We start from the raw sequence: 26,517 nt of genomic DNA on the forward strand, positions 1-26,517 counted from the left end.
ATTTTTCATAGCGAATAAGAGCTCAAAATAAAGTTGTCATATTTTCTCATTAGCTGCTCTCATCATGAAACAATCAAAATCATTTATTTGCATATCATAAATATGACCAATATGTGGATAAAAACATTGAAGAAAGAAAATGCTTTTTATAAATTTTATCCATTACAAGAGCTTTGTCAAAATTGATGGTAGCCAAAGTGAATGATAGCTTGTTTTTTTATAAGCTGGCGAGACAGTGGTGCAATAGATCCTGCTTTTATGAAGGCTAGGGTGAGATAGGATTTTTTAAAAAAACATTTCCCAACGGCTCATCACACCCATTTCGCAACAGCGTTTGTGAATGGTATATGGGTAAAGCTCTCGTGAATAATATAAAACTTATAGGGCATCACTAACTTTACGCTTAATAAAAAGAGCACGTTGGCACCATCATCCTCAGTGTTGTCCGAGACAAGCCCTTGGTTCTTGAGACGGTCCATTATAAGCGCTTTTAGTTCTTTCTGAAACGTTTTGTATTCATACAGTTATCCTTGTTTACAACGTGCAAGAAAATGATTTTTATTGATTCAACATGAGAGAGATTAGGAATGAGAGAATCTTATGATATCTGGGATTCTAATTTAATATGAACAATGCGATATTATCATTATAAACCAGAAATATTATATACTAATTGAGATGGATAGACACATATTGTCAGTTCTATTTTATAAGGTGTTTTAATATCAACGCGTTTGAAGAGTTCTTATTTGCAAAGGGGTATATTTTCCTCATGAGGAGTAGGTGTTTTGGGGGCAAAAAATGATACAATCACGTTTGCTAATTTTTGCGCTACGTGTTGTTTACTCATATGGGGCCATTGTTCAACTTTTTTTCTACTTACGAGATAAACTTGATTTGTATCAGCACCCATGACACTTGTACCATCTAGTTGAAGAGAAATATCATTAGCAAGAATGAAATCAGCTCCTTTTTCAACACATTTTTTTTGCGCATTGGCAATGATATCACATGTTTCAGCAGCAAAACCAATGACCAATGAGGGGCGGTTTGGAGCGTGTCCAATCGTTGCTAAAATGTCAGGATTTTCAACCATATGAAGGGATGGTGGTATTTTATGAGCATTCTTTTTAATTTTGTGTAAAGACTGCGTTTGACTGCGCCAGTCACAAACAGCGGCAACAAAGATAGCACCATCAGCAGGCAATGCGGTTTGAACGGCTTGTAACATCTGTTGTGCTGTTTCAACATGAATGGTTTTTACTTCTTGTGGGTCTGCAAGATTAACAGGTCCACAAATAAGTGTTACTTTTGCACCCAAATGCGCAAGAGCGGTTGCGATGGCATGGCCTTGTTTACCTGAAGACCGATTAGCAATATAACGCACTGGATCAATTGGTTCATGGGTAGGGCCAGAGGTAACGATGAAATGGCGGCCAAAGAGAGGTTTTTCATGCACATTCAAAAGATTCTCTATAGCAGCGATAATAGTTAAAGGTTCGCTCATACGTCCATATCCAATCTCGTCACGTTCAGCCATCTTTCCGATTTCTGGTCCGATGATATGAACGCCATCTGCGTGCAATTGTGCAACATTACGAATAGTTGCTGGATGCACCCACATGGACGGATTCATGGCGGGTGCAATCAAGAGTGGACAGCGTGCTGCTAAAAGGACACAATCAGCCAGATCATCTCCTATGCCATTGGCTATTTTTGCAATGCGGTTGGCTGTAGCAGGAGCTAAAATAATCAGGTCAGCATCACGTGCTAATCGGATATGTCCGATATCGTGTTCTTCTTCACGTGAAAATAAATCAGTATATACAGTACCACCGCTTAAAGCTTCAGCGGCTAAAGGCGTAATAAACTTTTGCGCTGCTTTTGTCATCACAACTTTTAAATGTGCTCCACGTTCTTGTAAACGGCGAATCAAATCAAGGGCTTTATAGGATGCAATACTTCCACCAATAATAAGAAGGAGAGATTTTGATTTCAATGATTGCACTTCAACAGCACTAGTATGAAGGGGTTGTGTGGTGAGAGGAGTGGGATTGCTTAAAAGGCGTCGAACTTCTTCTTCCATAGAAATACCATTTTGCGCGGCGCGTATGCGTAAAGCTTCTTTGGTTTCAGGAGACAGGTTACGAATGGTAATACTGGCCATAAAATACCTCCAAGAAATAAAATGATTGCAATGATTTCATTGTTGATATTTTTAGCATATTAAGGAGATTAGAAAAGGTGAAAAAAGTAAAAAGTAAGACAAGCGCAACAAAGTGCAATGATGAAAAGACTATAACGACCATAACGGTTTCTGTGACTTTGTTCTACAGCAAGTTGTTTGAGGGTAGCAGGAGAAAGATTAAAACCTGTTTTTCTCATTTGATTGAAATCTTCTTCTATTTGTTGGAAATTTTGAACCAATTGTGGTGTTTTGCGTGCCAGCGAAAGGAGAGCTTGTGCTCCTTCACTAAAGTCTTTTACAACGCCTACGGGTCCTAAATTTTTACTAATCCATTCTTTGACAATGGGTTCAGAAGCTTTCCACATATTAAAAGTGGGGTCTAATGTGCGGGCAACACCTTCCACGACAACCATCGTTTTTTGCAGCAATAAAAGTTCAGGTCGCGTTTGCATGTCAAATAATTCAGTGACTTCAAACAATAAAGTGAGCAATTTAGCCATGGAAATGCTTTGTGCTGATTGTCCGTGAATTGGTTCGCCAATAGCGCGGTTGGCTTGCGCAAAGCTTTCGATATTATGGTGTGAAGGAACATAGCCGGCCTCAAAATGGGCACGTGCAACTCGATGGTAATCGCGGGTAATAAAGCCGTAAAGAATTTCAGCAAGGAAATGCTTTTCTTTTTTGCCAAGCCTTCCTGTAATGCCTAGATCAACAGCAACAATACATCCTTTTTCATCTACAAATAAATTACCAGGATGCATATCGGCGTGAAAAAAACCATCACGCAGTGTATGACGAAGAAAAGATTGAATAAGCGTAATAGCAAGCGCCTTCAAATCAAATCCTGCTTCTTTGAGTTTGGAAGTTTCGGATATTCTTATACCATCAATCCATTCCATTGTAAGAACATTACGTCCTGTCCGTTCCCAGTCAATACGTGGAACCCGAAAGCCTGTATCATGTTGAATATTTTCAGCCATTTCAGATATAGCTGCTGCTTCTAAGCGTAAATCCATTTCAAGTCGTGTTGTTTGTGCTAAAGTATCCACCACACAAACAGGACGAAGCCTTCGAGAGGCAGGGATATAGCGCTCTTGTAAATGAGCAATGAGATAGAATCCTCTAAGATCTTTAGAAAAACGTGCTCTGATATTGGGACGAATAACTTTTACAGCACATTTTTTCTTATGGCCAGTTTCATCACTGTATTCAGCTGGATGAACTTGAGCAATAGAAGCGGCGGCAATGGGGGGATAAAAATTTACGAATAAATCATCAATAGAGCGACCAAGAGAACTTTCAATTTGAGCAATAGCGGCAGTGCAAGAAAATGTTTGGACACGATCTTGTAGCTGTGACAAATCTTCCGCAATATCACGCCCAACAATATCAGGTCTTGTGGCAAGAAATTGACCAAGTTTTATGTAAGAGGGTCCAAGCTTATTAATGGCATATGAAATATTTTCAGATCGCTGTTTCTTTTTTGTTTTGCGTCGTGCTAATGCACTCGCTATACGATGACATAGCGCTGGAAATCCTTGAAGATCATCATGAGGAAGAGCACTTAAAACACCTTCACGTGTTAAAACCCATCCTACACGCATCAATTGAAAGTAAGGGGAAATTTGCACCATTTTTAAATTTTCCAACCTGAATGCAGCGCTGCAATCGCACCGGTGAGATTGCGGTACGATACCCGCGAAAACCCCGCATGCTTGATCATATGGGAAAAATCATCTTGCTTAGGAAATTTGCGGATAGATTCAACCAAATAACGATAAGCATCGCCATCATTTGCGATAAATTGACCTAGCTTAGGGATAGCATGGAAAGACCAAAGATCATAAATTTTATCGAGCCAAGGCATCTCGACATTTGAAAATTCTAAACATAAGAAACGTCCACCGAGCTTTAAAACACGAAAAGCTTCTCTAAGAGCTTGATCAATATGAGGAACATTGCGAATTCCAAAAGCAATCGTGTAAGCGTCAAAGCTTTGATCTTCAAAAGGTAGATTTTCTGCATTGGCTTCAACAAAATCAATCAGAGGGGCAAGACCATTTTTTTGTGCGCGTTTTTTGCCAACGCTGAGCATTGAGCCATTAATATCAAGCACTGTAGCATGGGCTTTTTGGCGTGAAGCATTAAGAATACGAAAAGCAATATCACCTGTACCGCCAGCGACATCAAGAACTTTCCAATGAGAAAGTGCTGGTGGGGAAAGCCAAGCAATCATGGAATTTTTCCACACACGGTGTAGCCCTAAGGATAAGATATCATTCATCTTGTCATAATTTTCAGCAACAGAATGAAACACACCATCCACCATGGATTGTTTTTGTGTTTCATCTACTATTGTAAAACCAAAAGAGTGCTCCATGCCACCCTTGGTTCCTACACGTTCTGTTTCAATTGCCATGTATATGATCTTCCTTATTTTTCTTTTATCGTAAATGAAATAGAGAGGGAATGTTCAACTACGAAAAAACAACGTATAAAACTACGACGTTTACACAGCCAAAAACAGAAGAGTACCTTTAGATATCAAGATTGGCAACGCTTAAGGCATTGTCTTGAATAAAAATACGTCTAGGTTCAACTTCATCACCCATGAGACGAGAAAAGAGTGAATCTGCATCGGTTGCATCATTAATCTTTACTTGTAAAAGAGAACGTGCATTGGGATCAAGCGTTGTTTCCCAAAGTTGTTCAGCATTCATTTCCCCAAGACCTTTATAACGTTGAAGAGTAACACCTTTTTTACCGTTTGTAAAAATGCTCTCTAAAAGGCTCATAGGACCAAAAATACGCTCTGTTTTATCTTTGCGACGTAAAAGAACAGGAGGATGATATATGTCGATAAAATTTTGGGAAATGCGATCAATTTGGCGTGCGTCAGTTGAATTTATAAGTCCCACATCAAGCGTAACAACATCTTTAACACCACGCAAAATACGCTCAAAACATAAACTTCCATCTGCTGTATATTGTCCACTCCAACCTTGTTCCATATCATCAGCAATCAGATTAAGGCGGTGTGCTGTAGTATCTGCTATTTTTTGCGCTTTTTCTTGTGTTGCAAAGACTTCAAGATTAAAAGCGCCAGCAATTGCTGCTTGTTCAACAATATTACGGTCATAACGGGTATGAAGACCATTTAAAAGTTGACGTAATATACGAGCATCTTTAGCGAGTTGATACAAATCAGCCCCTGCACGAACTTCTCCCGTTGAAAGCTCAAGCGTTGTTTCTTCTAATCCAGTATCGATCAAGAATTCTTCAAACGCTGCTTCATTTTTAATATATTGGGAAGATTTTCCACGCGATACTTTATAAAGAGGAGGCTGAGCAATATAAAGATGTCCACGTTCAATCAACTCGGGCATTTGTCTAAAAAAGAAAGTGAGCAGCAGAGTACGAATATGGGCTCCATCAACGTCCGCATCCGTCATGATAATAATCTTATGATAACGTAATTTATCCGGCGAAAATTCATCCTTACCGATAGACGTTCCAAGAGCTGTAATAAGTGTTCCAATCATATCAGATGAGAGCATGCGGTCGAAACGTGCTCGTTCAACATTGAGGATTTTACCACGAAGGGGTAAAATTGCTTGATTTTGACGTGAGCGCCCACTTTTTGCTGAACCGCCAGCCGAATCCCCCTCGACAATAAAGATTTCTGATTTTGCGGGATCTCGTTCTTGGCAATCGGCAAGCTTTCCTGGTAGAGAAGTGATATCAAGCGCCCCTTTTCGTCTTGTGAGTTCACGTGCTTTGCGTGCTGCTTCACGTGCTGTTGCAGCTTCTACCACTTTACTAATGAGAAGTTTTGCTTCATGAGGATGTTCTTCCAGCCATATTGAAAGACCTTCATTGACCAAACTTTCAACAATAGGGCGCACTTCAGAAGAGACTAACTTATCCTTTGTTTGTGAAGAAAATTTTGGATCAGGAACTTTGACAGAAAGAATAGCTGTTAATCCTTCACGGCAGTCATCACCGGTTAAGTTCACTTTTTCTTTTTTAGCAATACCTGAAGATTCAGCATAGCCATTAATTTGGCGTGTAAGGGCACTTCTGAAACCTATCAAATGCGTTCCACCGTCACGCTGAGGGATATTATTGGTAAAACACAAGACCTTCTCATGATAGGAATCATTCCACCACAGGGCAACATCAACGCTCATACCATCCTTTTCACTTGCAATATAAATAGGAGTATCAAGCAGAGCTTTTTTTGATTGATCAATATATTTCACAAACTCTATTAATCCACCTTCATAATGCAATTCAACGGATTTAATATCAGCATGACGCTCGTCAACAAGAAGAATATAAACCCCAGAATTTAGAAAAGCTAATTCCCGTAAACGACGCTCTAAAGTTTCAAAATCAAACTCAACCATAGTAAAGGTTTCAGAGCTTGGTAAAAATCTAATTTCTGTTCCACTTTCTTGATCGCAATCGCCAACAACTTTTAATGGAGCATCAGCTACCCCGTGGGTAAATGATATTTCATGAATTTTACCATTGCGTTTGATTTGCAATTTAAGCCAAACGGATAATGCATTCACAACAGAGACGCCAACACCGTGTAATCCGCCTGAAACTTTATAAGAGTTTTGATCAAACTTTCCACCGGCATGAAGCTGTGTCATAATAACTTCAGCGGCAGAAATACCTTCTGTTGGATGGATATCTGTCGGAATTCCACGTCCATTATCACGAACAGAACAAGAACCATCAGCATGGAGTGTGACGTTTACAAGAGTTGCATGACCGGCTAAAGCTTCATCGATAGCATTGTCTACAACTTCATAGACCATATGGTGTAACCCCGATCCATCATCAGTGTCACCGATATACATACCAGGACGTTTGCGTACAGCATCAAGACCTTTGAGAACTTTGATAGAAGCGGCATCATAGTTATTGCTTTGTGCTGGTGAGGTTATTTCATCACTCATAAGTTAGTCCATTCCTGTGTTCAATTTACAATATTTTATCCGCTTTTTTTAAAGCTCAATGTTCTGATCAGTTATTTATGGAATAACCACATTAAATATTTACCGTATATCAGATCTAGATTCAATATCTGTCGATATATAATGGAGAGAATGATAAAATGATAGTGTACTGCTATGCTGTAAAACACTAGGGCGGTGATATAAGGCGAATAAACACTTATGACTTATACAAAAAGCTGTTTCATAAACGATGCTATTTACTTTGTTTATTTTTGCATATGCGTAATGTTTCAGAATTAGTTATGCATTTTTGTGTTACACTAATAAAGGTCTCACTTGTTTTATCCATAAATCAATTTTTCAATCCTAATTCTACCATATATTTAAAACAAAGGTTGCGAGCTCTCTAAGCAGTTCAAACTTTTGTATGTTAGATTGAGGCGAAAATATTGTGTATATTGGTTTGTGTCATCTTTAAAATGTGAAAAAAGCTTCATTTGAGGAAAATATAAATGCGTAAATGTAAAAACACGTTTCCACGATCATCTTTTATATTCAACTTTACAATTTAAAAAAACGTCTACGGTGATGTTTTTGAATAATGAGGGTAATGACGAATTATCTTACGCTTTTGTTTCTTGCATTCTCGTGAGGTTGCATCGCTCATTCAAAACAAAACGCCATTGTACTGTTTATTCACGCGCTTTTTTAAGGAGCATCTCTCAATGTTCCCAAACTCATTTTACAACGATGTTTGAATAGTATAACGCAAAATACCCTGTGAATACTACAAGATTTATGTCCCCCATCTTTCCCATCGTGACAATAAAGTGCAAATCAGAATCATCATTTTATTTTTCAGCTCTTAAATGTTGATGCAACCTTAATGTTGAGAAAACCCTCGGCATTTGAGGGGTATTTTTACTCTTTTCTTCAATATATCTATATACTTCCCAGGTTGTGATACGCAAGGAAATGGTCTTAATATTTTAAGATACGCAATAAAGTATATACAGCTTATTTCTTATATTAAAAAATTAAATCGCTTTTCTCTAAAATTACTTTTTATATATTCATTTTGGAAAATTAACATCAGAAATCTAAGCATTTTCAATGGTTTCAAAAATAGCAAGAATTTTATTTATTAAACGCCAGATATTTTGGTGAAGTGCGTTAGATAATAGTTAAGAAGTGTTGCATCTTAGTTTTGAAAAATGGGGGAGAGATTTTGAAAATAAAAAAATCTATATATGTGAAACATCTTCAATTGCGTTTACAGTACTTTTTATTCAATAATCCATACAATATTTTTATTCGTATTTTATTTGTAGCGGGGGGGGTTCTATTTTCCTCTTACGCAGAAGCTGAAAGGTTGCCTTCTTTTTTTGATTCGCATGAACATTTGGTACAACCTGATACAACGGATATCTTTCGTTTGCGTTTTGTAACAACTTTTGATTTTCCTCCTTTTAATTTTATTGATCAATCGGGGTATCTTGCAGGTTATAATATCGATTTATTGCGTGCTATTTGCTCAAAATTAAAATTAGAGAAGCTTTGTGAAATAGAAGTGATTCCTTGGAAAGAGCTTGTAGAACATGTTAAAAATGGTGGTGCAGAAGTCATTATTGCGGGTTTAAAAGAAACAAGTAAAACCCAGCAAGATCTTGTTTTTACAAAGTCATATTTGCGCTTTCCAGCGCGATTTGTTGCTTCTCGACGTTTAAATCTCGATGAGCCAATAAGCGATCAATTGATACATTTAACCAGTGGTGTTTTGTCTAAAAGTGTTCACGAAAAACTCTTTCAATATTATTTTCCTAAAGCCAAATGGCAAGGGTTTAAAAAGAGAGAAGAGCTCTATAAAGCATTACAAGAGCGTAAAATTGACCTTATTTTTGATGATGGATTTGCTTTATCATTATGGTTCAAAAAACAAAAATCTGTTGATTGCTGCCATTTTGTTGGGGGGGCATATATGGCGCCACAGTTATTGGGGCAAGGAATGCAGCTTGCTGTTGCAAAAAAGAATGAAAAATTGGTTGATATACTCAATTATGCGCTGAAATCTCTAGAAGAGGATGGTAAACTTACAGAACTTTATTTGCGTTATTTTCCAATAAGTTTTTATTGATGAGTAGTTTTTTAATTAAGGGCTGTTAATCTTTCTGCGCCTAGTCGATAGGAAATAGCTTCTGCGAGATGATAGCGTGAAAGAGTATCTGATCCGTCAAGATCAGCAATTGTGCGTGCAACTTTGAGAATGCGATGATAAGCGCGTGCGGAGAGGTGCATTTTTTCACTCACATCTCGTAAGAGTATGGTCGCACTTTTATCAGGAATGGCAATCTGTTCTATAATTTTGGCAGGGCAATCGCCATTGGTACGAATATGATCAAACCCCATTGTTGAAAAACGTTTAGCTTGAATGGTACGGCACCGTGCGACGCGTTTGGCAACGTCGCAGCTTTTTTCTGATTGTTCTGGTTGCATAAGGTCCATAGCCGTCAAAGCAGGGACATCAATCCGTAAATCAATTCGGTCAAGCAGAGGACCAGAAATACGGGACTGATAATCGATTTGACAGCGTATCCCTTTAGGGCAAACATGGTCTTTTTCGCCTGCCATACCACAACGGCAAGGATTCATTGCGGCAATAAGTTGGAAGCGAGCAGGATAGCTAATATGGTGATTAGCACGGGCGATAACTGACTCCCCACTTTCTAAAGGTTGACGAAGAGAATCAAGAACCCGTGGAGAAAATTCAGGCAATTCATCAAGGAATAACACACCATTATGAGCAAGGGAGACCTCTCCCGGTCGTCCTTTAAGCCCTCCACCAATCATTGCGGCCATGGAAGCAGAATGATGTGGGGAACGAAAGGGGCAATGAAGTGAAATGGTATTATGAACCGTTTCTCCTGTAATAGAAGCAATCAGAGAGACATCTAAAAGCTCACGGCTATCAAGAGGTGGCAAAATGGAAGGTAAGCGTTGCGCTAGCATAGATTTTCCAGCACCAGGGGGACCTACAAACAAAAGGTTATGGCGTCCAGCAGCACAAACTTCTAAGGCACGTTTGGCTGTTTTTTGTCCTTTGATTTCGCAAAGATCTGGAAGTTCAGTTTCGATAGTATATTGGCGCGGTTGTGGACGTTTTTGAATTTGGGTTCCTTTGAAATGGTTGACTATAGTGAGCAGAGTCTCTGGGGCAAGAATATTTATTTCTGCATTTGCCCATGCTGCTTCAGGTCCACATTGGAAGGGACAAATCAGTCCTTTATCGAGTGATAAAGCTGTCATGGCAGCTGGTAAAACACCATTAACGGCGGTAAGTGAACCATCCAGTGATAATTCTCCTAAAATGACATAGTCTTGAGCTACTTCGGGAGGGAGGATTCCCATAGCAAGCATTAAGCCTACGGCGATTGGCAAATCATAATGCGATCCCTCTTTAGGCAAATCAGCTGGTGCAAGATTAATCGTAATTCGTTTAGTAGGCATAGAAAGTCCACAAGCGTGGAGGGCTGCTTGTACACGTTCACGGCTTTCTGCAACTGCTTTATCAGCTAATCCAACAATAGCCATTCCTATTTTACCAGACGAAATCATAACCTGTACATCGACAGGGACTGCTTCTAGACCGCGAAAAGCAACAGTTGTAATACGTGCGATCATTTATTTATTTTCCCCCTTTAGACTTGGTAGAGACAATCATATCTATTTATAAAAATCAAGAAGCATCTCTATAGCTTTTTTTATAGAGAGAACTATATACGTGGGCAGTTTTTTAGCATTCCCATGGAAAGTCATTTGTACAAATTTAACCATGATGATATGGGACGCAATAAAACATTTATAATAAGCTAAATAAATATGTTAAGAAAAAAAGAATGAGGCTGTTCGTGTTATACAACAGTGCAAAATTTTATGAAAATATAAGGGGAGGATAACGTTATGTATCGCAGAGTGTTATTTGATGTGATAAAACGTGTAAAATGTGCAAAGTAATTATATTTACCTTTCTTATTTTTATATTATTTAAAGCGTAGTAGATGCAAAGTGTATTATAAGGTATCTGATTTTATGGTATACCAGACAAGAATTTTGTTAAAATCAGGGACTGTGCGCTGTGTATTTATAGGCTTGTGTTTTACTTTTTCTTTTCCACAGCCACTTGCTGCATTTGATTTTTTCGGCATCCCTTTTTTTGGTCAAAAGAAAACAAATTCTTCTTCACATTATACCAAAAGTACAGAGAAATTTTATAAAGTTGATGTTGTTGCACCGCCAGGTGCACCATTAGAAGGTATAAAAATAGTTAAATCTGTTTCTTCTCTTGTTGCTGATAAAGAGAAAGCATCCGCCAGTTCTTCTGGTTTGCTCGCCAAGGCGCGTTCAGATTATCGAGCAATTCTTTCTGCTCTTTATGCTGATGGACGCTATGGTGGTGTTATTAGTATTAAAATTAATGGCTTAGAAGTCGCTGATTTAAGTCCGGTAACTCAACTTCCAGCACAATCGAATATCGTTATTACAATTAATGCTGGTCCACAATATGTTTTTAGTATTGCCAATATTGATAAAGTAGCTCCGTTTGAAAAACGTAAAGCGCATAAAATGCCCACAATTGAAGAATTGGGCTATAAATTTGGGGCTATTGCTAAATCTGAAACCATTTTGAAAGCAGAAAAATGGGCGATAGAAGGATGGCGGCAACAAGGTTATGCTAAAGCTAAAATTATGAAGAGTGAAGTCGTGGCTGATCATGCTACATTGCGTGTTGAAGGACGGATTGTTGTTGGTCCTGGACAAAAGGCTTATTATGGTCCTTTAAGTGTGCGTAATATAAGTAAGAAACCACGTGTAGATTCAGCTTATATCGCGTGGATGACCGGATTGAAACCAGGGCAGATATACGATTCTGATGCGTTAGCTAAGGCAAATGAACGTCTTGCGCGCCTTGGTGTTTTTCGTGCTATCAATATACGTGAGGCTGATACTATTAATCTAGATGGTAGTTTACCGCTTGCACTTGTTGTACAAGAACGTAAACCGCGTCGTTTTGGTGTAGGCGGTAGCTATTCAACTTTAGACGGTGCTGGTTTTGAGACTTATTGGATGCATAATAATCTTTTGGGTCATGCAGAGACTCTTAAAATTGAAACAAAAATAAGTGGTGTTGGTAGCAATAAAAAGCAATCATATAATTTTAAAAATTTTGATTATCTTTTCGGTGGTACATTTGTAAAGCCCGGTGTACTCACGCCAGATACAGATTTCAGATCAGAATTAAAAATACAACAAGATGTTTTAGAAAATTATACGACAAAAGCCATCAAAGGAAAATTAGGTATTACGCATATTTTTAATGGTAATCTATCGGGACAGGCTGCTGTAGAAGTTTCAAATGGTTATTCACGTGATATCTATTTTGGGAGCCGTAATTTTACAACAATCGGTTTCCCTAGCGGCTTGATTTACGATAGTCGTAATAATAAGTTTAATGCAACAAAAGGTTTATATGGTGAAGTTTTCATTGAGCCTTTTTATGAGATGCGTTTTAGCAACTTTGTTGCAAAAGTAACAGCAGAAGGTCGTTCTTATTGGGCGTTGGATGAAGGGGATCGTTTTGTTGTTGCTGCGCGGGCAAAGCTTGGTACAATTCTTGGGAATGATACAGCACAAGTACCCGCAAATACGCTTTTTTTTGCTGGTGGTGGGGGCTCTGTTCGTGGTTATGCTTACCGTAATATTGGTATCAAAACAGAAAATGATGGGGTTGTTGGTGGACGGGCGCTTATTGAGGGGTCAGCAGAATTGCGTGTTTCTTTAAATGATAAAATAGGGTTTGTCAGTTTTCTTGATGGAGGTTTAGTAGGGAAAAAGGCGAATTTTGATTTTTCTCAAAAAATTAAATGGGGAGCCGGTATAGGAGGTCGTTATATGACGGGTCTTGGTCCTTTACGCGTTGATTTAGCCTTTCCTTTAAAGAGAGAGAAGGGTGACCCTCGCATTGGTTTTTATGTGGGTATAGGGCAAGCATTTTAATGAAAAAAGGTGTACGTTTATCAGCTTTCTTCTTTGTATTTTTGTTTTTTGGGGTGGGTAGTTTTGTTTTTGCGCAAAGAGGAGACATTCTTCCCTCTAGCGAAATGAAAACAGATGATCGCTCATGGTTTGTTTCTTTAATTGAACGAAAGCTTTCAGCGCCTAATCGTCAAGTTCGTTTACACAATATGCAAGGGACACTGTCTTCTCAAACATCAATTGATACTATTACTGTCAGTGATAAAAAAGGGGTTTGGCTTAAAATTACCAATGCTAAAATGGATTGGAATCGTCTAGCGTTGCTGAGAGGGCGGATGGATATTAACCAGCTTTCGGCAGAACAGGTTACATTTTTACGCAAACCGCAAGGCAATTCTTCTTTTGTTTCTTCCCTTGAGACTGGTAAATTCTCTTTACCAAAATTACCGCTTGCTCTTTCTATCAATACGCTTACAGCTCAACATGTGACATTTGAACAGAATCTTTTTGGTTTTTCTGCTGATATGTCCTTAAAAGGCAATTTCACCTTGGCTGGTGGTAATTTTGATGTCGATATAGCGGCGCATCGTTTAGATGCACCGGGTTCTTTTTCTGTTCTCACCAAGATATCTGATAGTAATCGTACAGCTCAAATTGATATTTCTGCTAACGAACCACAAAATGGTATTTTGGCGAATATTTTTAACATTGAACAACGTCCAGCATTAAGTCTCGTCGTGAAAGGTGATGGTACTTTTGATGATTTGGTTATCAAACTTTCTTTAGAGTCCGATCATCATTCTATTTTAGATGGTAATGTTATTCTTGCAAGTGTTCCAGAAGGACAGAGTTTTTCTACGAAATTAGAGGGAACACTGAGCCCTTTAATACCTGTTCAATATCGTAGTCTCTTCGAATCTGATATAACATTAAAAGCAAAGGCAAGAAGAACAAAAGAAGGTGTGACACACCTTGATCAGATGGTTATTCAGAACAAAGCAATGAATGTTATAGCCAATGCTGAAATAACCGCTGATGGATTCTTGCGACGGCTTTTTGTTGATGGCAAAATGGCTCTTGATAACGAAAAGGAGTCTATTCATTTACCTATATCAGAAGTGCCAAAACCTGCGAATACTCTTGCTTTGAACATTGACTATGGTCGCGAAGGTCAACAATCTTGGAATGGGCGGTTGGTTGTAAATCATTTAAGCAATAAAAATATTTATATTCGCGATGCAATTTTTGATATGGGAGGAGTAAGCGAAAATCTTGATAATGCAGCTTCTCGTCATGTTGGTGTTCAGGTTAAAGGGACGCTTCAAGGGGTTAAAAAGATTAAGGGAGCGTTAGTAGAAAATTTAAGCCAAGCGGTTCATGTGCATTTAGATACGGATATTGTTTCGAACAAACCAATTTTGATTCATGATCTGAGTGTTACGGCTCAGGGTTTTTCTTCTTGGTTAAAAGGGACAATGGAGAATTTTGTTTTTAAAGGCGATCTCGGTTTAAAAGCTCAAACATTAACTCCTTTGGAAGTGTTCAGTAAACAATCACTTTCTGGTAATGCAGATATTAAAGCCAAAGGAACGATCAGTTTATTGAGTGGCATTTTTGATCTCCAATTATCAGGAATGGCTGACGATATGAAAATAGGCGTGCAGTCTTTTGATCGTTTATTCAAAGGAAATACTACTCTTTCAGGTGGCACTGCTCGAAATACAAAGGGCTTCACTTTACGTCATTTTAATTTGAAAAATCAATATACAAATATAGAGGCTAATGGTTATTTTTCAGATGAAAGCGCTAAAATGGATCTATCTGCTCAAATATCTGATTTGTCCAAATTAGACTCAAAGATAAGCGGTGCACTTACAATTCAAAGTACGGCGAGAGGGCGCAATAGCCATATAAAACTAAATACGCGTGCCCATATTTCTGAAGCATTAATTGTAGGGAAGAAACTTCAAAACACAACATTTAACATAGATGCATTTGTAGATAATACAGCACCAGTTACTTCTTTAACAGGGGTGGTAAAGGGTGAAGGAATTTTTGCTAAGAAACCTTTGCATTTATCGGCCTCTTTTGAAGATTCTCATAAAATTCGAAAACTTGAAAATATCGATATTAGAGGGGGAAGTGCAAAAATAACGGGTGATCTTTCTCAACAACTTGGCGGTTTTTTGAAAGGAGCGCTGCATATTGATGCCGATGATATTTCCGTACTTTCAGCGTTATTTTTGCAGGATGGTAGTGGAAAAGTAAAAGGAGATTTTATTTTTGATGAACAAAATGGCAGACAAAAAACCAATGTGAAGGCGCATGTTAACCATTTGAATTTTTCCAAGAATAAAATAAAAAAATTGGCAATAGATGCTGACATATTCGATCCTTTTGGCATGACTCAGTTTGAAGGAGTTATCAATGCAGAACATATTCAAACACCTTTGGTAATGGTCAATCGTTTAAATGCTCACGCTGATAGGAATAATGGACAAACGGTTTTTACTGTCCAGGCGATGTTGCATGATACTCTCAATGCAAGGCTTTCTGGTCGTTTAATGGTTGAGGAACTTCCAGAAAGTATAAAACGAGAAGTGCAAATTGAAGCTGTGGACTTAAAACAACATACTTTTCATGCAACATTGCCGAAGCCATCTATAATTTCTTTTGATAAAGATGGAATGACAATCAATGAATTAGGAATTGCAATAAATGGAGGCAACATCATTTTAGCAGGAAATATTCAAGATACCCTGAATTTACAACTTACAATGAATGCGCTTCCTGCTGCTTTAGTCAATCTGTGGAAATCCGATCTTGGAGCAGCAGGGAGTGTAACAGGGCAGGTTATGATTCGTGGTCATTTAAAAAAACCTGATATAACTTACGATATAAAAGGTGAGGGACTGACAACCGTTGCTTTTCAAGATAAAAAAATTATGCCTTTTTCTCTTTCTGCTACGGGAAATACTGTAGATCAAAATCTTACTTTGAATGCAAATTTAACAGGAGAAGGAGTACAAGCACAAGCTCAGGGGCGTGTATCTCTAGAGAAAAATGCGCTTGATCTTCATATTAATTTGCAAAATTTATCTGCACGTTTGGCGAATGGTTTTATTGCAGGACAAGCGCTTGATGGGACAGTGATAGGTAAAGTTGATATTGGTGGAACAATGAAGGATCCATCTGCTCATTTTGAGCTTTCTAGTCAAAATTTAACCGCTATGACGCATAAAGGACCGATGTCAATCAATATAAATGCTCGTGGTTCTTATAAAAAATCGACATTTCATATTGAAAATATGATAGCTACTGGAGATAAAGGATTAGATCTTTCCATCCATGGGCCTGTATCTCTTAATGGTTCAGAGGCAAAATTAAACGTTAAAGGGATAATGCCTCTTGATTTTGTTAATCTCTTATTAGCTAAGCGTGGTGCACATATAACGGGTACAGCAAGAATTGATACAGCTCTTAATGGGTCATTATCAAAGCCACAATTGATAGGAAATATTTCTATAGGCGACGGTAGCTTTTTTGATTCACAAACAAATGTAGGATTAAATAATATAACAATTGAAGGCAAATTGAAAGGTGATCATATCCTTATAGAAAAAGCTTCAGCTTCTTCGTTTGAGGGGGGAGGAATTTCTGCTTCAGGTCGTATCTCTAATGGTCTAGAGACAGATTTGATATTTCATCTTGATAATGCCAATTATAATGATGGTTCTATGATTCTGGCAACATTATCAGGTGAGATGACAATGACAGGTCATTTTTTAAATAGTCTTGTTCTTGGTGGTGATATCATCGTTGAAAAAGCTGAAGTTTTTGTTCCTGATCATTTTAAAAGTGCCAAGTTTCTTGATGTTAGAAATAAGAATTTAACTAAATCGATTCAAACAACACTTGAACGTGCTGATGTTAAGAACACGAACAAAAGCAAAAGCCGTATAGTTACACAAGAATCTTCATCTGTCGTGCTATCAAACATGCGTATTACAGCACGCAATCAATTTTTTGTACGCGGAAAAGGCTTAGATGCTGAACTGGGAGGACGCATTAATCTAGCAGGTCCATTGAATGATGTGCATCCAGTTGGTGAATTTAGAATGATTCGTGGACGTTTTGATATCCTGTCGCAACGTCTTAATTTTGATCAAGGACAAGCGAGTTTTAGTGGTAATCTTAATCCTACGGTTTATTTTGTAACCAACAATAACAGTGGTGATATTCGTGTCACTGTAACTGTAAGTGGGACGGTTGATAATCTTGATATTAATTTTTCATCACAACCAAATTTGCCTCAGGATGAGATTTTGGCGCGTTTGATTTTTAATCGCTCTCTTAATGAATTATCACCATTTCAGATTGCTCAACTTGCAGCAGCAGCGGCTGATCTTGCAGGTAGTTCTAATACATCTTTGTTGAATACTTTACGAACTAAAATTGGACTTGATGATCTTGATGTTATCGTTAATGAGAAGGGGAATACAGGCTTACGTATTGGACGCTACATACACAATAATATTTATTTGGGTTTTGAAGCAGGGTCTGATGGAACGACGAAAGGGACAATTAATTTAGATATTTCGCGTCATCTCAAAGCTAAAGGTGCCATAGGAAATGAACAAAATTCTAGTATAGGTCTCTTTTATGAAAGAGATTATTAAAGATTGAATTTACAAAAAACAATTTCTTCGTTTTTTGTCTCTCATTTCTAAATCTGAGGAAGGAGGCATAGACTAGAAATCCTATAAAAGAAGAAGCTTTTTGTTGAGGCGTGAAGAGATATATCTGAAATATTTGATTTTTGTTATGCTATTCTCTAAAGGGACAAAATCTTCACGAAAGATAGTATGTTATTTTGCTGCTATATATTTATTTTAGAGAAATACCTTACCTTGTTTTCAAGCCCATATCGTGCTGTTGCCTAAAGAATGGAGTGTGTGCAATATATTGATTTATAAAGATAATTTATTGTTATTCAACTTGAATTAGAACTTTGAATATCGTACGAATCTCTTTCGTATTGAATCAATCAAAATCATTCGGCTTGTATGCTACAAGCGGAGAATCCTGTGTGGATAAAACTATTAAGAAATAACTAAAAATGCCTCTTATGAATCATCTCGAGAGCTAAGAGCTGTCGCAACATTAGGGACTGGCAGAATAGTGTGAGTGGTGCCGGCTTGTTACTCCATAAGCGTAAAGATAGAGGGGGTTAATGGATTTATCGTTATACAATTCACGAATGTTATTGCGAATGGGCTTAGGGAAGACTTTGAGAGAGGTCTCTTTAAAACAAGTACGTGAATTTGCAACACAATGGCATTCTGTTTTTACGTGAAGGACATGATTCCATTAAAGAACGTGATAAACAAAAGCGTTAAGCGGAGAATTCATAAGATATCGATTTTATTGTCAAACGCATTTAAAGCAATATTTTTTAATAATAAAAATTACCTATTATTTTAGATTTTGTTTATTGTGTCTGGAATAAGATCACTTTTCTTATAACGAATAGCTCCCCAAACAGAATACTCCAAAATATAACATTATTGTGTTGCAAGTTTATGTACTTGTTTTAAAGGAACATTTCTCAGTGTGCGCTTGAGTCTATTTCATAAGATTGCTTGTGAAATGGTATAAAGTATCTCTTATGAATGGTATAAAATCTACACTACCGTTATTAATAAAGGTATAAGTATTTACTAAAGCTATAAGCCGGCATTATCATTCTATTTTCCAGCTTCTCATGTTGCTGACAATCTTTTCACTTGAAAGTGTAGAGGTATTTTTATTGCTTATCTTAAGAGTTTTTATGCATATACCAATATCTCTTATGACGTACAACAAGCGCTTTTGATTGATTCATCATAAATATAAAGAAAATTTGCAATAAGCAAATTACATCTTATCTTTTGTTTAAGATATAAAATAACAAATTATGATTATAAATCAAAATATTAAAATGTATATTAAAAGATATTTTTGTAAAAATATTTATCAGAATTATATGTCGTATTTTTCTATTTTAGCGGTTAAAAGAAAGAGGAATGTCATTTTGCTTTTCATCTGTTTTTTTGCATATTGAAATTATAGCCTTATATAGGCACTAACGTTGTGCATTTATAAACTCTTCAAGCAGTTAAGGTATTGGAGGAATATCATTTTAGTTTCTAAATGTAGAAAAAATAGCAAAGCTTGCTTTAAAGCAAGCTACAACAGTAAAAAAGTTTTATAATAAAACCTCTCTTATTTTTTCAATGTTTTTCTTTTAAACGGAGTGTATCTATAATTTGCAACACAATTTATAATTGTTAGCTTATTCTGTTGTACCATAAAAGACCGACATTTGAGGTGTGGTGATATAAGGTATGTAAGCCTTTTTGACACAGTATTCTGAAAGCACGTGGTGAATATTTAGGGTAAGCCTTGTATAAGTGAATCACATAAGTTGTTATCAAGGGGAATGAGCTCAATAAAAATCTAGATTGTTTACAGATCAGATTGGGTAGAGTCTTTGTCCTTTAAAATTTGTGTGGAGAAAAAAATTATCAGTGCAGGGATAAACACGGATAAAGGTTGTATTAATCCAGATTCATCATCATCCGCGATAATTTTTTCAAACTTTTATGCTTTCTCTTTCAGGATTCACAACACTTATGAATGTTTCAATACTTATTTGAGGAAGGGAAGGGGTTTTTGAAATTTCATGGTTAAAGTCAATTGCATTCAACAAAATAGCGAGTAAAGTTTTCATCTAAATCCAAGAAGTTTATTTTCAATAAACCATAAATTCTTTGCCAACTTTGATTAAAGTAATGCTTTTTCTTGATAACAAGTCTTTTTTTATAAATGGAGCATTACCTTCTATCCATTTTTTATTTCAAATCTTATTTAAGGATCTAGAAATTAGGGGGTATGTTTTTTGAACTGGATATTATGAAGTTTTTTATAAAACCCATGTTCTTTTGCTAGCAATTCTTTTTGAGTACCTTGTTCAATCAGTTGTCCATTTTGTATGACCACAATTTTGTGAGCACGAGCAATCGTTGAAAGGCGATGAGCAATAATGATCGTTGTGCGTCCTTTAGTAAGGTGGTGAATGGCTTCATTAATTTGTGCTTCGGTGTGTGAATCGAGCGCACTTGTTGCTTCATCAAGAATCAGAATTTCACTATCGTGAATCATTGCTCTAGCGATAGCGAGTCGTTGTTTTTGCCCCCCTGAAAGATTACAGCCATTATCACCTATCTGTGTATCATAACCATTTGGCAAACTCATAATAAAGTCATGAGCATTTGCTGCTTTTGCTGCTTCGATAATTTCGTCATCACTAGCCCCTTCTTTTCCAAGCCCGATATTATATTTAACAGTTCCTTGAAAGAGAAAAGTATCCTGTCCTACATAGGCCATCAGGTTTCTCAGAGAGCGAAATGTTGTGTAGCGAATGTCTTGATCATTAATCAATATGCGTCCTTTTGTGGGGTCATAGAGGCGCATAATAAGGTTGATAAGGGTTGATTTTCCCGAACCGGATGGTCCCACCAATGCTGTCATTTTTCCGGCTTCTATTTCTAGGTTGATGTCTTTCAATATCATTTTGTTATTAGTGTATGCAAAAGAAACATGTTCGAAACGAATAGTTCCTTGCGTTTTATTCAGATCTTTAGCTTCTTTATGTTCTACAACTGTAAGGGGACAATCGAGTATTTCAAACATCGTACGGATATTGACCAAGCCAGATTCAATTTTAACACGTACATTTGCTAGTCTTTTTGCGGGTTCATAAGCTAAAAGTAAAGCAACAATAAAAGACATAAATTCACCTTGAACACCTGCGCGTTGGGTTGCAAGATAACCGGAAAAACAAATAATACCTGCAATGGCAACACCCGTGAGTGTTTCCATAATTGGATTGGTAATAGCTTCGAGTGTTGCAATACTGTTTGTTTGTTTTTCAACATCACAAATGGCTTTGTCCATCCGTTTTTTCATGATTTCTTCTAGTGAAAAGGCCTTGATGATTCGAATACCAACAGCCGTTTCCTGTACGATTTTGATAATTTCACCAAGTGAAAGGAGTTCTTTTTCCATCAAGCTGCGAACGCGTTTTAAAGCCATTCGAACGCCTAAAAAAGCTAGTGGTCCTACGATTAAAGTAATGGAGATTAACACAAAGTTTTGAATGAACATGACAAGCAACAGACCACTAACGGAAAGCAAATCACGTACAAAAGTTGTGATAATAGTATCAATTATATTACGTACGGCTGTCGCGTTATGAGTTACACGAACAAGAAGATCAGATGAAGTGTTATTATGATAAAAAGAGACTCCTTGTTCCATAAGTCGTGCAAAAATTTTACGCTGTTGTTCAGCAATGATACTATTGCCTGCTTTGTTTAGAAAGTAAGTTTGGAAAAAAGTTGCAACTCCTTTGAGAATAAAGATAAAAGCAATGAAGCTAGAAATCAAAACAATCATAGGAAAATTTTGTGCATCAATAATCTGATTAACAACATCCCGCATAATCCATGCACTGGTTGCTGTGGTACAAGAAATGATGATCATTGAGAAGATAGCCGCACTGTACCAACGCATATGTTTACGAAAATTTTCTCGCAAAAGGCGGATAATAAGATGTTTGTCAAAAGAGGAAATTTGTTTTTTAGCCATGAAGAGCTTCTATATTCTCTCATTATTTTATGCAAGATTGAAACACTCTTAATTAAAAAGCCCCTTAATCTTTTTTACAAAAATAGCTTTTTCTTTCAAGGTTCATCACATCAATTTCACGACGGTGAGAGTGAAGAATGTAGTGCAAAGTTTCTGTGAAAGGTATAACGAAAATTCGTTGTTCATCATTATTTTTAGTTTTCAATAAAAGGTACCGGCGAGTTTCTCTATTGTATTTACCAATTTCCATATTGTGATAGTCTTTGGCACTTGAAATGGTTCACAAAAAACATTTCTGCTTTTTTAATAATTTTATGTATCATCTCCATTTGTGATGTGTAAGCAAACAATTTTGCCGCATTGCATGATAAGAGAGATTGAAATAAGAAGACCTTACAATGTTTGAGCTTTCTCATTAATATGCAAAATAACGAATTCTTCTTATAAATTGATAAAGCATTATTAAACTCTTAAAAGGATTTATACACATTTATAAAACCTTAAAAGCACCACAAAAATTCTATGTGGTGCTTCTAAATAATACTATACACATCATTTTGATGCGTTGCATGCGAATATTATTCCAATGCAAAACTATTTAGGTGCTATCACCATCATCATTTGCCGGCCTTCAAGCTTTGGCTCCAATTCGATTTTGGCAATTTCACTTGTATCTTCTTTTACACGCTGAAGAAGCTTTAATCCAAGATCTTGGTGAGCCATCTCACGACCACGAAAACGCAAAGTAATCTTTACTTTATCACCATGATCAATAAAGCGATGAACAGCCTTGAGTTTAACTCCATAATCATGGACATCAACATTTGGGCGCATCTTAATCTCTTTGATTTCGATGACTTTTTGCTTCTTACGTGTTTCAGCAGCTTTTTTTTGGGTTTGATATTTTAATTTTCCCAAATCGATGATTTTACATACAGGTGGCTCCGCATTTGGTACAATTTCAACCAAATCAAGTCCCGCATCTGCAGCCATAGCAAGAGCTTCTTGTATCGCAACAACTCCCTGATGTTGTCCCTCATCATTGATAAGCTGAACATGAGGTACCCGAATATCCTGATTTGAACGTGGTCCGTCTTTTTGGGTAGGTGTCATTTTAAACGGTTTACGAATGGTTTATGCTCCTTAAATTTTGATTCAACTACAGTTAATTTAATATACAATTATGTACCTAAAAACAACTATAATTCGTGTTATTTTCATTATTTGATTTATTACTTTTTGGAATGATTTAGATTATAAAAGTTTTTCTCTTAATTTAAAGAAATTGTTTTATAGAGGATAAAAAATCATGGATCAAAATATTCCTTGTCAGTTTTTTTCATTTGAGAACACCGCACTTGCAGTACGCTATCGCAAGGGGCGCCAATCTCCAGGTTTGGTTTGGCTTCCTGGCTATCAATCCGATATGTTAGGAAGTAAGGCAACGTTAGTTGATCAGTTTGCTCAGAAGAATGATTTGTCTTGTTTACGTTTTGATTATTCTGGACATGGAGAATCTGAAGGTGATTTTTTTCAAGGAACAATTTCGCGTTGGGTTAAGGAAAGTTTAGCGACTTTTGAAACCTATTGTGAGGGTCCACAAATTTTGATTGGTTCCTCTATGGGGGGGTGGATTGCGCTAAGGCTTGCAATGATGCTAGCACAGAAAAATAAGAAGCTTGCTGGCATGATATTGATTGCTCCAGCACCTGATTTTACACAAACATTGGTGGAACCAAAATTAGGCCCAGAAGAATGGAAGATTTTGGAGGAGAAAGGCTATATTGAACGACCTGCAGTTGATGATACAGAGCCAATGCCCTTTACAAAAACATTGATTGAAGATGGGCGCGAAAATTGTGTTATGAAAGGATGCATTGATGTTGGATGTCCAGTCCATATTCTACAAGGGATGGAAGATGAAGATATCCCCTATCAGCATACATTGACTTTACTTGATCATTTACCTCTCCATGATGTAACATTGACACTTGTTCGTGATGCGGATCATCGCTTTTCTCGTCCACAAGATTTAGATTGCCTTGAAACAGTATTGAGATCTTTTATTAATCAGATTAATGCAAAGTAAGGGGTACATTTATTGATGAAGATAAAAATATATGAGCATTTCTAAACAGCATTTTATTTTTTCTGAGCGCTCTGTACCTGTACGGGTGCGGGAAAATAAGTATGCGCGCCGTCTTACCTTACGTATTGATGCCAGAAGTCAGGAGATTTGTGTAACAACACCACCAGCAATAAATCTCTATGCGGTTGAAAATTTTATTGAAAAGCATCGATCTTGGATTGAGGCACGTCTTGCTCATGTACAAATCTCTCATAAAAATGCTTATCTCAAAGAGGGGGCGACAATTCCCTTATTGGGTGTTTCTCATACCATAAAGCATAGAGAGGGACGTGGGGTAACAGAAATCATTACAGCAGATGCGGAGCAAGGGCCTGAAATTATTGTTTATGGTCAATTAGAATATCTCCCAAGACGCATTGCTGACGTTTTGAAAAAACAAGCGGCGCTTATTATAACGCCTTTGGTGGCACATTATGCTCATCAGGTAGAGCGTAAAGTCAAATCCATTTGTTATAAAGATACGAGAAGTCGTTGGGGCTCTTGTTCAATCGATAAGCGTCTTTCTTTTTCTTGGCGCCTTATTATGGCACCAAAAGAAGTTGTTGAGTATGTTGTTGCCCATGAAGTTGCTCATCTTGTTGAAATGAATCATGGGCCAAGATTTTGGGCTCTTTGTGAAGAGCTATGTCCTGATAGTAAAACATATCGTGCTTGGTTGAAAGAAAATGCTCCTAGACTGCATGCAATTAATTTTGATTCATATAATTTAGAGGCGTAAAAAACTTTCAAATGAAGGCAATATTTAACGGAACTTTTTGTTGAGTGTTTTGTTGAGTGTGTGCTTGCTCATGTATAATGAGGAAGCCATTGAAGCTCTCAGCACGATTGTTCTCCCCTGCTTGGTTTGCTGAGTGTCTTCAATGTTTTGCTTTATCTTTTTTGTAATTCAGCGTAATAACCCTAAGTTCCGATGACTTATAAAAAATGGGAAGGTTTTTTATGTCTGTTCTTACAGATCCACTTCAGCTATTACAGGCACTTATTCGTTGTCCTTCTGTTACACCTCATGAAGCAGGGGCTTTATCAACTTTGGAACAATTTTTGAAAAAAATGGGATTTCACGTCGATCGCCCTGTTTTTACGGATAAAAATACAGATAATGTTGAAAATCTTTATGCAAAAATGGGGAGTGAAGGACCCCATCTTATGTTTGCGGGTCATACGGATGTCGTACCGCCAGGTGCATTGGAAGATTGGACTTACCCACCTTTTGAAGCTGTTATAGATCAGGGGAAATTATATGGGCGGGGTGCTGTTGATATGAAGGGTGGTATCGCTTGTTTTATTGCGGCTCTAGCGCGAGTTCTTGAGAAACGACCCATTAAAGGAAGGGTAAGCCTTTTAATTACTGGTGACGAAGAGGGGCCTGCTGTTAATGGTACGGTAAAACTTCTCAAATGGGCAGAAAAAAAAGGCGAAAAATGGACTGCGGCTCTTGTGGGAGAACCAACAAGCGTAAAGACTGTTGGTGATATTATCAAAATTGGTCGCCGCGGATCGATTTCTGGTGTCATTACCGTGAAGGGTCGTCAAGGTCATGTTGCTTTTCCAGAGAGGGCTGCCAATCCCTTGCCTTTGGCAAGTAAGCTTATTCAAGCATTGACACAAATCGTCTTAGATAAAGGGACAGAAAATTTTCAACCCAGTAATTTAGAGCTAACAAGCATCGATACCGGTAATTTAGCGGTCAATGTTATCCCAGCGCAGACAACAGTTCATTTTAATATACGCTACAATGATCTTTGGACAAAAGAAACACTGATGAAGGAAATTGAAAAGCGTCTTGCTTTGGTGCAATCAAAAAACAATGGTGATCAATATCCCTCTTATCAGCTTGAATGGATTCCAAGTTTAGGAGATGTTTTTTTGACCAAAAATGATAAACTCATTCAAACTTTATCCAATGCTATTAAAAGTGTAACAGGGAATATACCAGAATGTTCCACTTCTGGTGGTACTTCAGATGCGCGATTTATTAAGGATTATTGCCCAGTGGTTGAATTTGGCTTACCAGGGCAAACGATGCATATGGTAGATGAGTGTGTAGCCCTTGATGCAATGGAAACACTTACTACTATTTATGAGCGTTTTATTATTGAATTTTTTGCATAAAGAAAAGGTTGCTGGTTCAAAAATACCTTTATCTTGTTGTGCCATAAGATATTGCCATTTATGGTGTGGTGATACGAGACTCGTAAAACTTAATATATTAAGTAGTCTTAGAGTAAGTAATGAATATTCTTAAGTTGGGATTCTTGCCTGTAGAGTCTTTAAGTTAAGTGAATTACATAATTGAAAAGCCAAAAGAGACCTGCTTGAAGAAGCAGAACTGTTTAGACCATATTGGATTGAAAATATTCGTTCTTTAAGGTGTAGAAAGGCGGTGCAATCATATATGGAAAACAATGAATATTATATCATCATTGTGTAGTGACAGGTTGAAGCCATGAAGACACACAAAAACATGCTGCTATTGTAAAAAGTTCGTA

Annotated in this window: 14 protein-coding genes; 7 read left to right on the forward strand and 7 right to left on the reverse strand. The window is 37.2% G+C overall.

Features of this window, described 5'->3' with window-relative positions:
- Positions 1-745: 745 nt before the first annotated feature.
- The 4 genes from coaBC to gyrB form a co-directional block, all read right to left on the reverse strand.
- On the reverse strand, positions 746-2,167 hold the full coding sequence (gene coaBC, locus ACFIMK_RS05630; RefSeq protein ID WP_375668161.1) for a bifunctional phosphopantothenoylcysteine decarboxylase/phosphopantothenate--cysteine ligase CoaBC: 1,422 nt from the start codon (positions 2,165-2,167) through the stop codon (positions 746-748).
- 68 nt (positions 2,168-2,235) lie between these two features.
- Positions 2,236-3,822 carry a 2-polyprenylphenol 6-hydroxylase gene (gene ubiB, locus ACFIMK_RS05635; protein WP_375682868.1) on the reverse strand — a complete coding sequence of 529 codons (1,587 nt, stop codon included), beginning with the start codon at positions 3,820-3,822 and terminating at the stop codon, positions 2,236-2,238.
- Between the two features lie 2 nt (positions 3,823-3,824).
- Positions 3,825-4,607: a bifunctional demethylmenaquinone methyltransferase/2-methoxy-6-polyprenyl-1,4-benzoquinol methylase UbiE gene (gene ubiE, locus ACFIMK_RS05640; protein WP_375612796.1), complete on the reverse strand. Its 783-nt coding sequence runs from the start codon at positions 4,605-4,607 to the stop codon at positions 3,825-3,827.
- A 118-nt stretch (positions 4,608-4,725) separates the two neighbouring features.
- Entirely contained in the window at positions 4,726-7,158 is a 2,433-nt protein-coding gene (gene gyrB / locus ACFIMK_RS05645; protein ID WP_375611371.1) for a DNA topoisomerase (ATP-hydrolyzing) subunit B, read from the reverse strand.
- Positions 7,159-8,386: 1,228 nt separating this feature from the next.
- Here gyrB and ACFIMK_RS05650 point away from each other — a divergent pair.
- On the forward strand, positions 8,387-9,292 hold the full coding sequence (locus ACFIMK_RS05650; RefSeq protein WP_375632130.1) for a transporter substrate-binding domain-containing protein: 906 nt from the start codon (positions 8,387-8,389) through the stop codon (positions 9,290-9,292).
- An 11-nt stretch (positions 9,293-9,303) separates the two neighbouring features.
- Here ACFIMK_RS05650 and ACFIMK_RS05655 read toward each other — a convergent pair whose 3' ends face one another.
- On the reverse strand, positions 9,304-10,836 hold the full coding sequence (locus ACFIMK_RS05655) for a YifB family Mg chelatase-like AAA ATPase (RefSeq protein ID WP_375612798.1): 1,533 nt from the start codon (positions 10,834-10,836) through the stop codon (positions 9,304-9,306).
- Between the two features lie 408 nt (positions 10,837-11,244).
- Here ACFIMK_RS05655 and ACFIMK_RS05660 point away from each other — a divergent pair, with 408 nt between their 5' ends.
- The 3 genes from ACFIMK_RS05660 to ACFIMK_RS05670 all read left to right on the forward strand — a co-directional run bounded on the left by ACFIMK_RS05660 (position 11,245) and on the right by ACFIMK_RS05670 (position 18,544).
- On the forward strand, positions 11,245-13,209 hold the full coding sequence (locus tag ACFIMK_RS05660; RefSeq protein WP_375628501.1) for an autotransporter assembly complex family protein: 1,965 nt from the start codon (positions 11,245-11,247) through the stop codon (positions 13,207-13,209).
- On the forward strand, positions 13,209-17,867 hold the full coding sequence (locus ACFIMK_RS05665; RefSeq protein ID WP_375628500.1) for a translocation/assembly module TamB domain-containing protein: 4,659 nt from the start codon (positions 13,209-13,211) through the stop codon (positions 17,865-17,867). The genes ACFIMK_RS05660 and ACFIMK_RS05665 overlap by 1 nt, the downstream gene beginning before the upstream one ends.
- Before the next feature lie 554 nt (positions 17,868-18,421).
- A complete protein-coding gene (locus ACFIMK_RS05670; protein WP_375611376.1) occupies positions 18,422-18,544 on the forward strand; it encodes a hypothetical protein in 123 nt (40 codons plus the stop codon).
- Positions 18,545-20,112: 1,568 nt separating this feature from the next.
- On the opposite strand, the gene ACFIMK_RS05675 is transcribed toward ACFIMK_RS05670, so the two are convergent.
- Together ACFIMK_RS05675 and infC are read right to left on the reverse strand one after the other, a co-directional pair.
- Complete coding sequence (locus tag ACFIMK_RS05675) at positions 20,113-21,879, reverse strand: ABC transporter ATP-binding protein (RefSeq protein ID WP_375611377.1); 1,767 nt, start codon at positions 21,877-21,879, stop codon at positions 20,113-20,115.
- 594 nt (positions 21,880-22,473) lie between these two features.
- The gene (gene infC / locus ACFIMK_RS05680) at positions 22,474-22,992 is read right to left on the reverse strand and encodes a translation initiation factor IF-3 (RefSeq protein WP_026500140.1); all 519 of its coding nucleotides are present in this window, start codon (positions 22,990-22,992) and stop codon (positions 22,474-22,476) included.
- A 196-nt stretch (positions 22,993-23,188) separates the two neighbouring features.
- On the opposite strand from infC, the gene ACFIMK_RS05685 reads away from it, so the two are divergent.
- From ACFIMK_RS05685 to dapE, 3 genes are all read left to right on the forward strand, one after another.
- Positions 23,189-23,968 (forward strand): alpha/beta hydrolase, encoded by a 780-nt coding sequence (locus ACFIMK_RS05685; RefSeq protein WP_375612802.1) that lies wholly within the window; start codon positions 23,189-23,191, stop codon positions 23,966-23,968.
- Positions 23,969-23,999: 31 nt separating this feature from the next.
- Positions 24,000-24,746: a M48 family metallopeptidase gene (locus tag ACFIMK_RS05690; RefSeq protein ID WP_375611379.1), complete on the forward strand. Its 747-nt coding sequence runs from the start codon at positions 24,000-24,002 to the stop codon at positions 24,744-24,746.
- Between the two features lie 221 nt (positions 24,747-24,967).
- On the forward strand, positions 24,968-26,140 hold the full coding sequence (gene dapE, locus ACFIMK_RS05695) for a succinyl-diaminopimelate desuccinylase (RefSeq protein WP_375611380.1): 1,173 nt from the start codon (positions 24,968-24,970) through the stop codon (positions 26,138-26,140).
- Positions 26,141-26,517: the final 377 nt, after the last annotated feature.

The sequence above is a fragment of the Bartonella sp. AP280QHHD genome (assembly GCF_042196125.1).
Lineage (GTDB): Bacteria > Pseudomonadota > Alphaproteobacteria > Rhizobiales > Rhizobiaceae > Bartonella.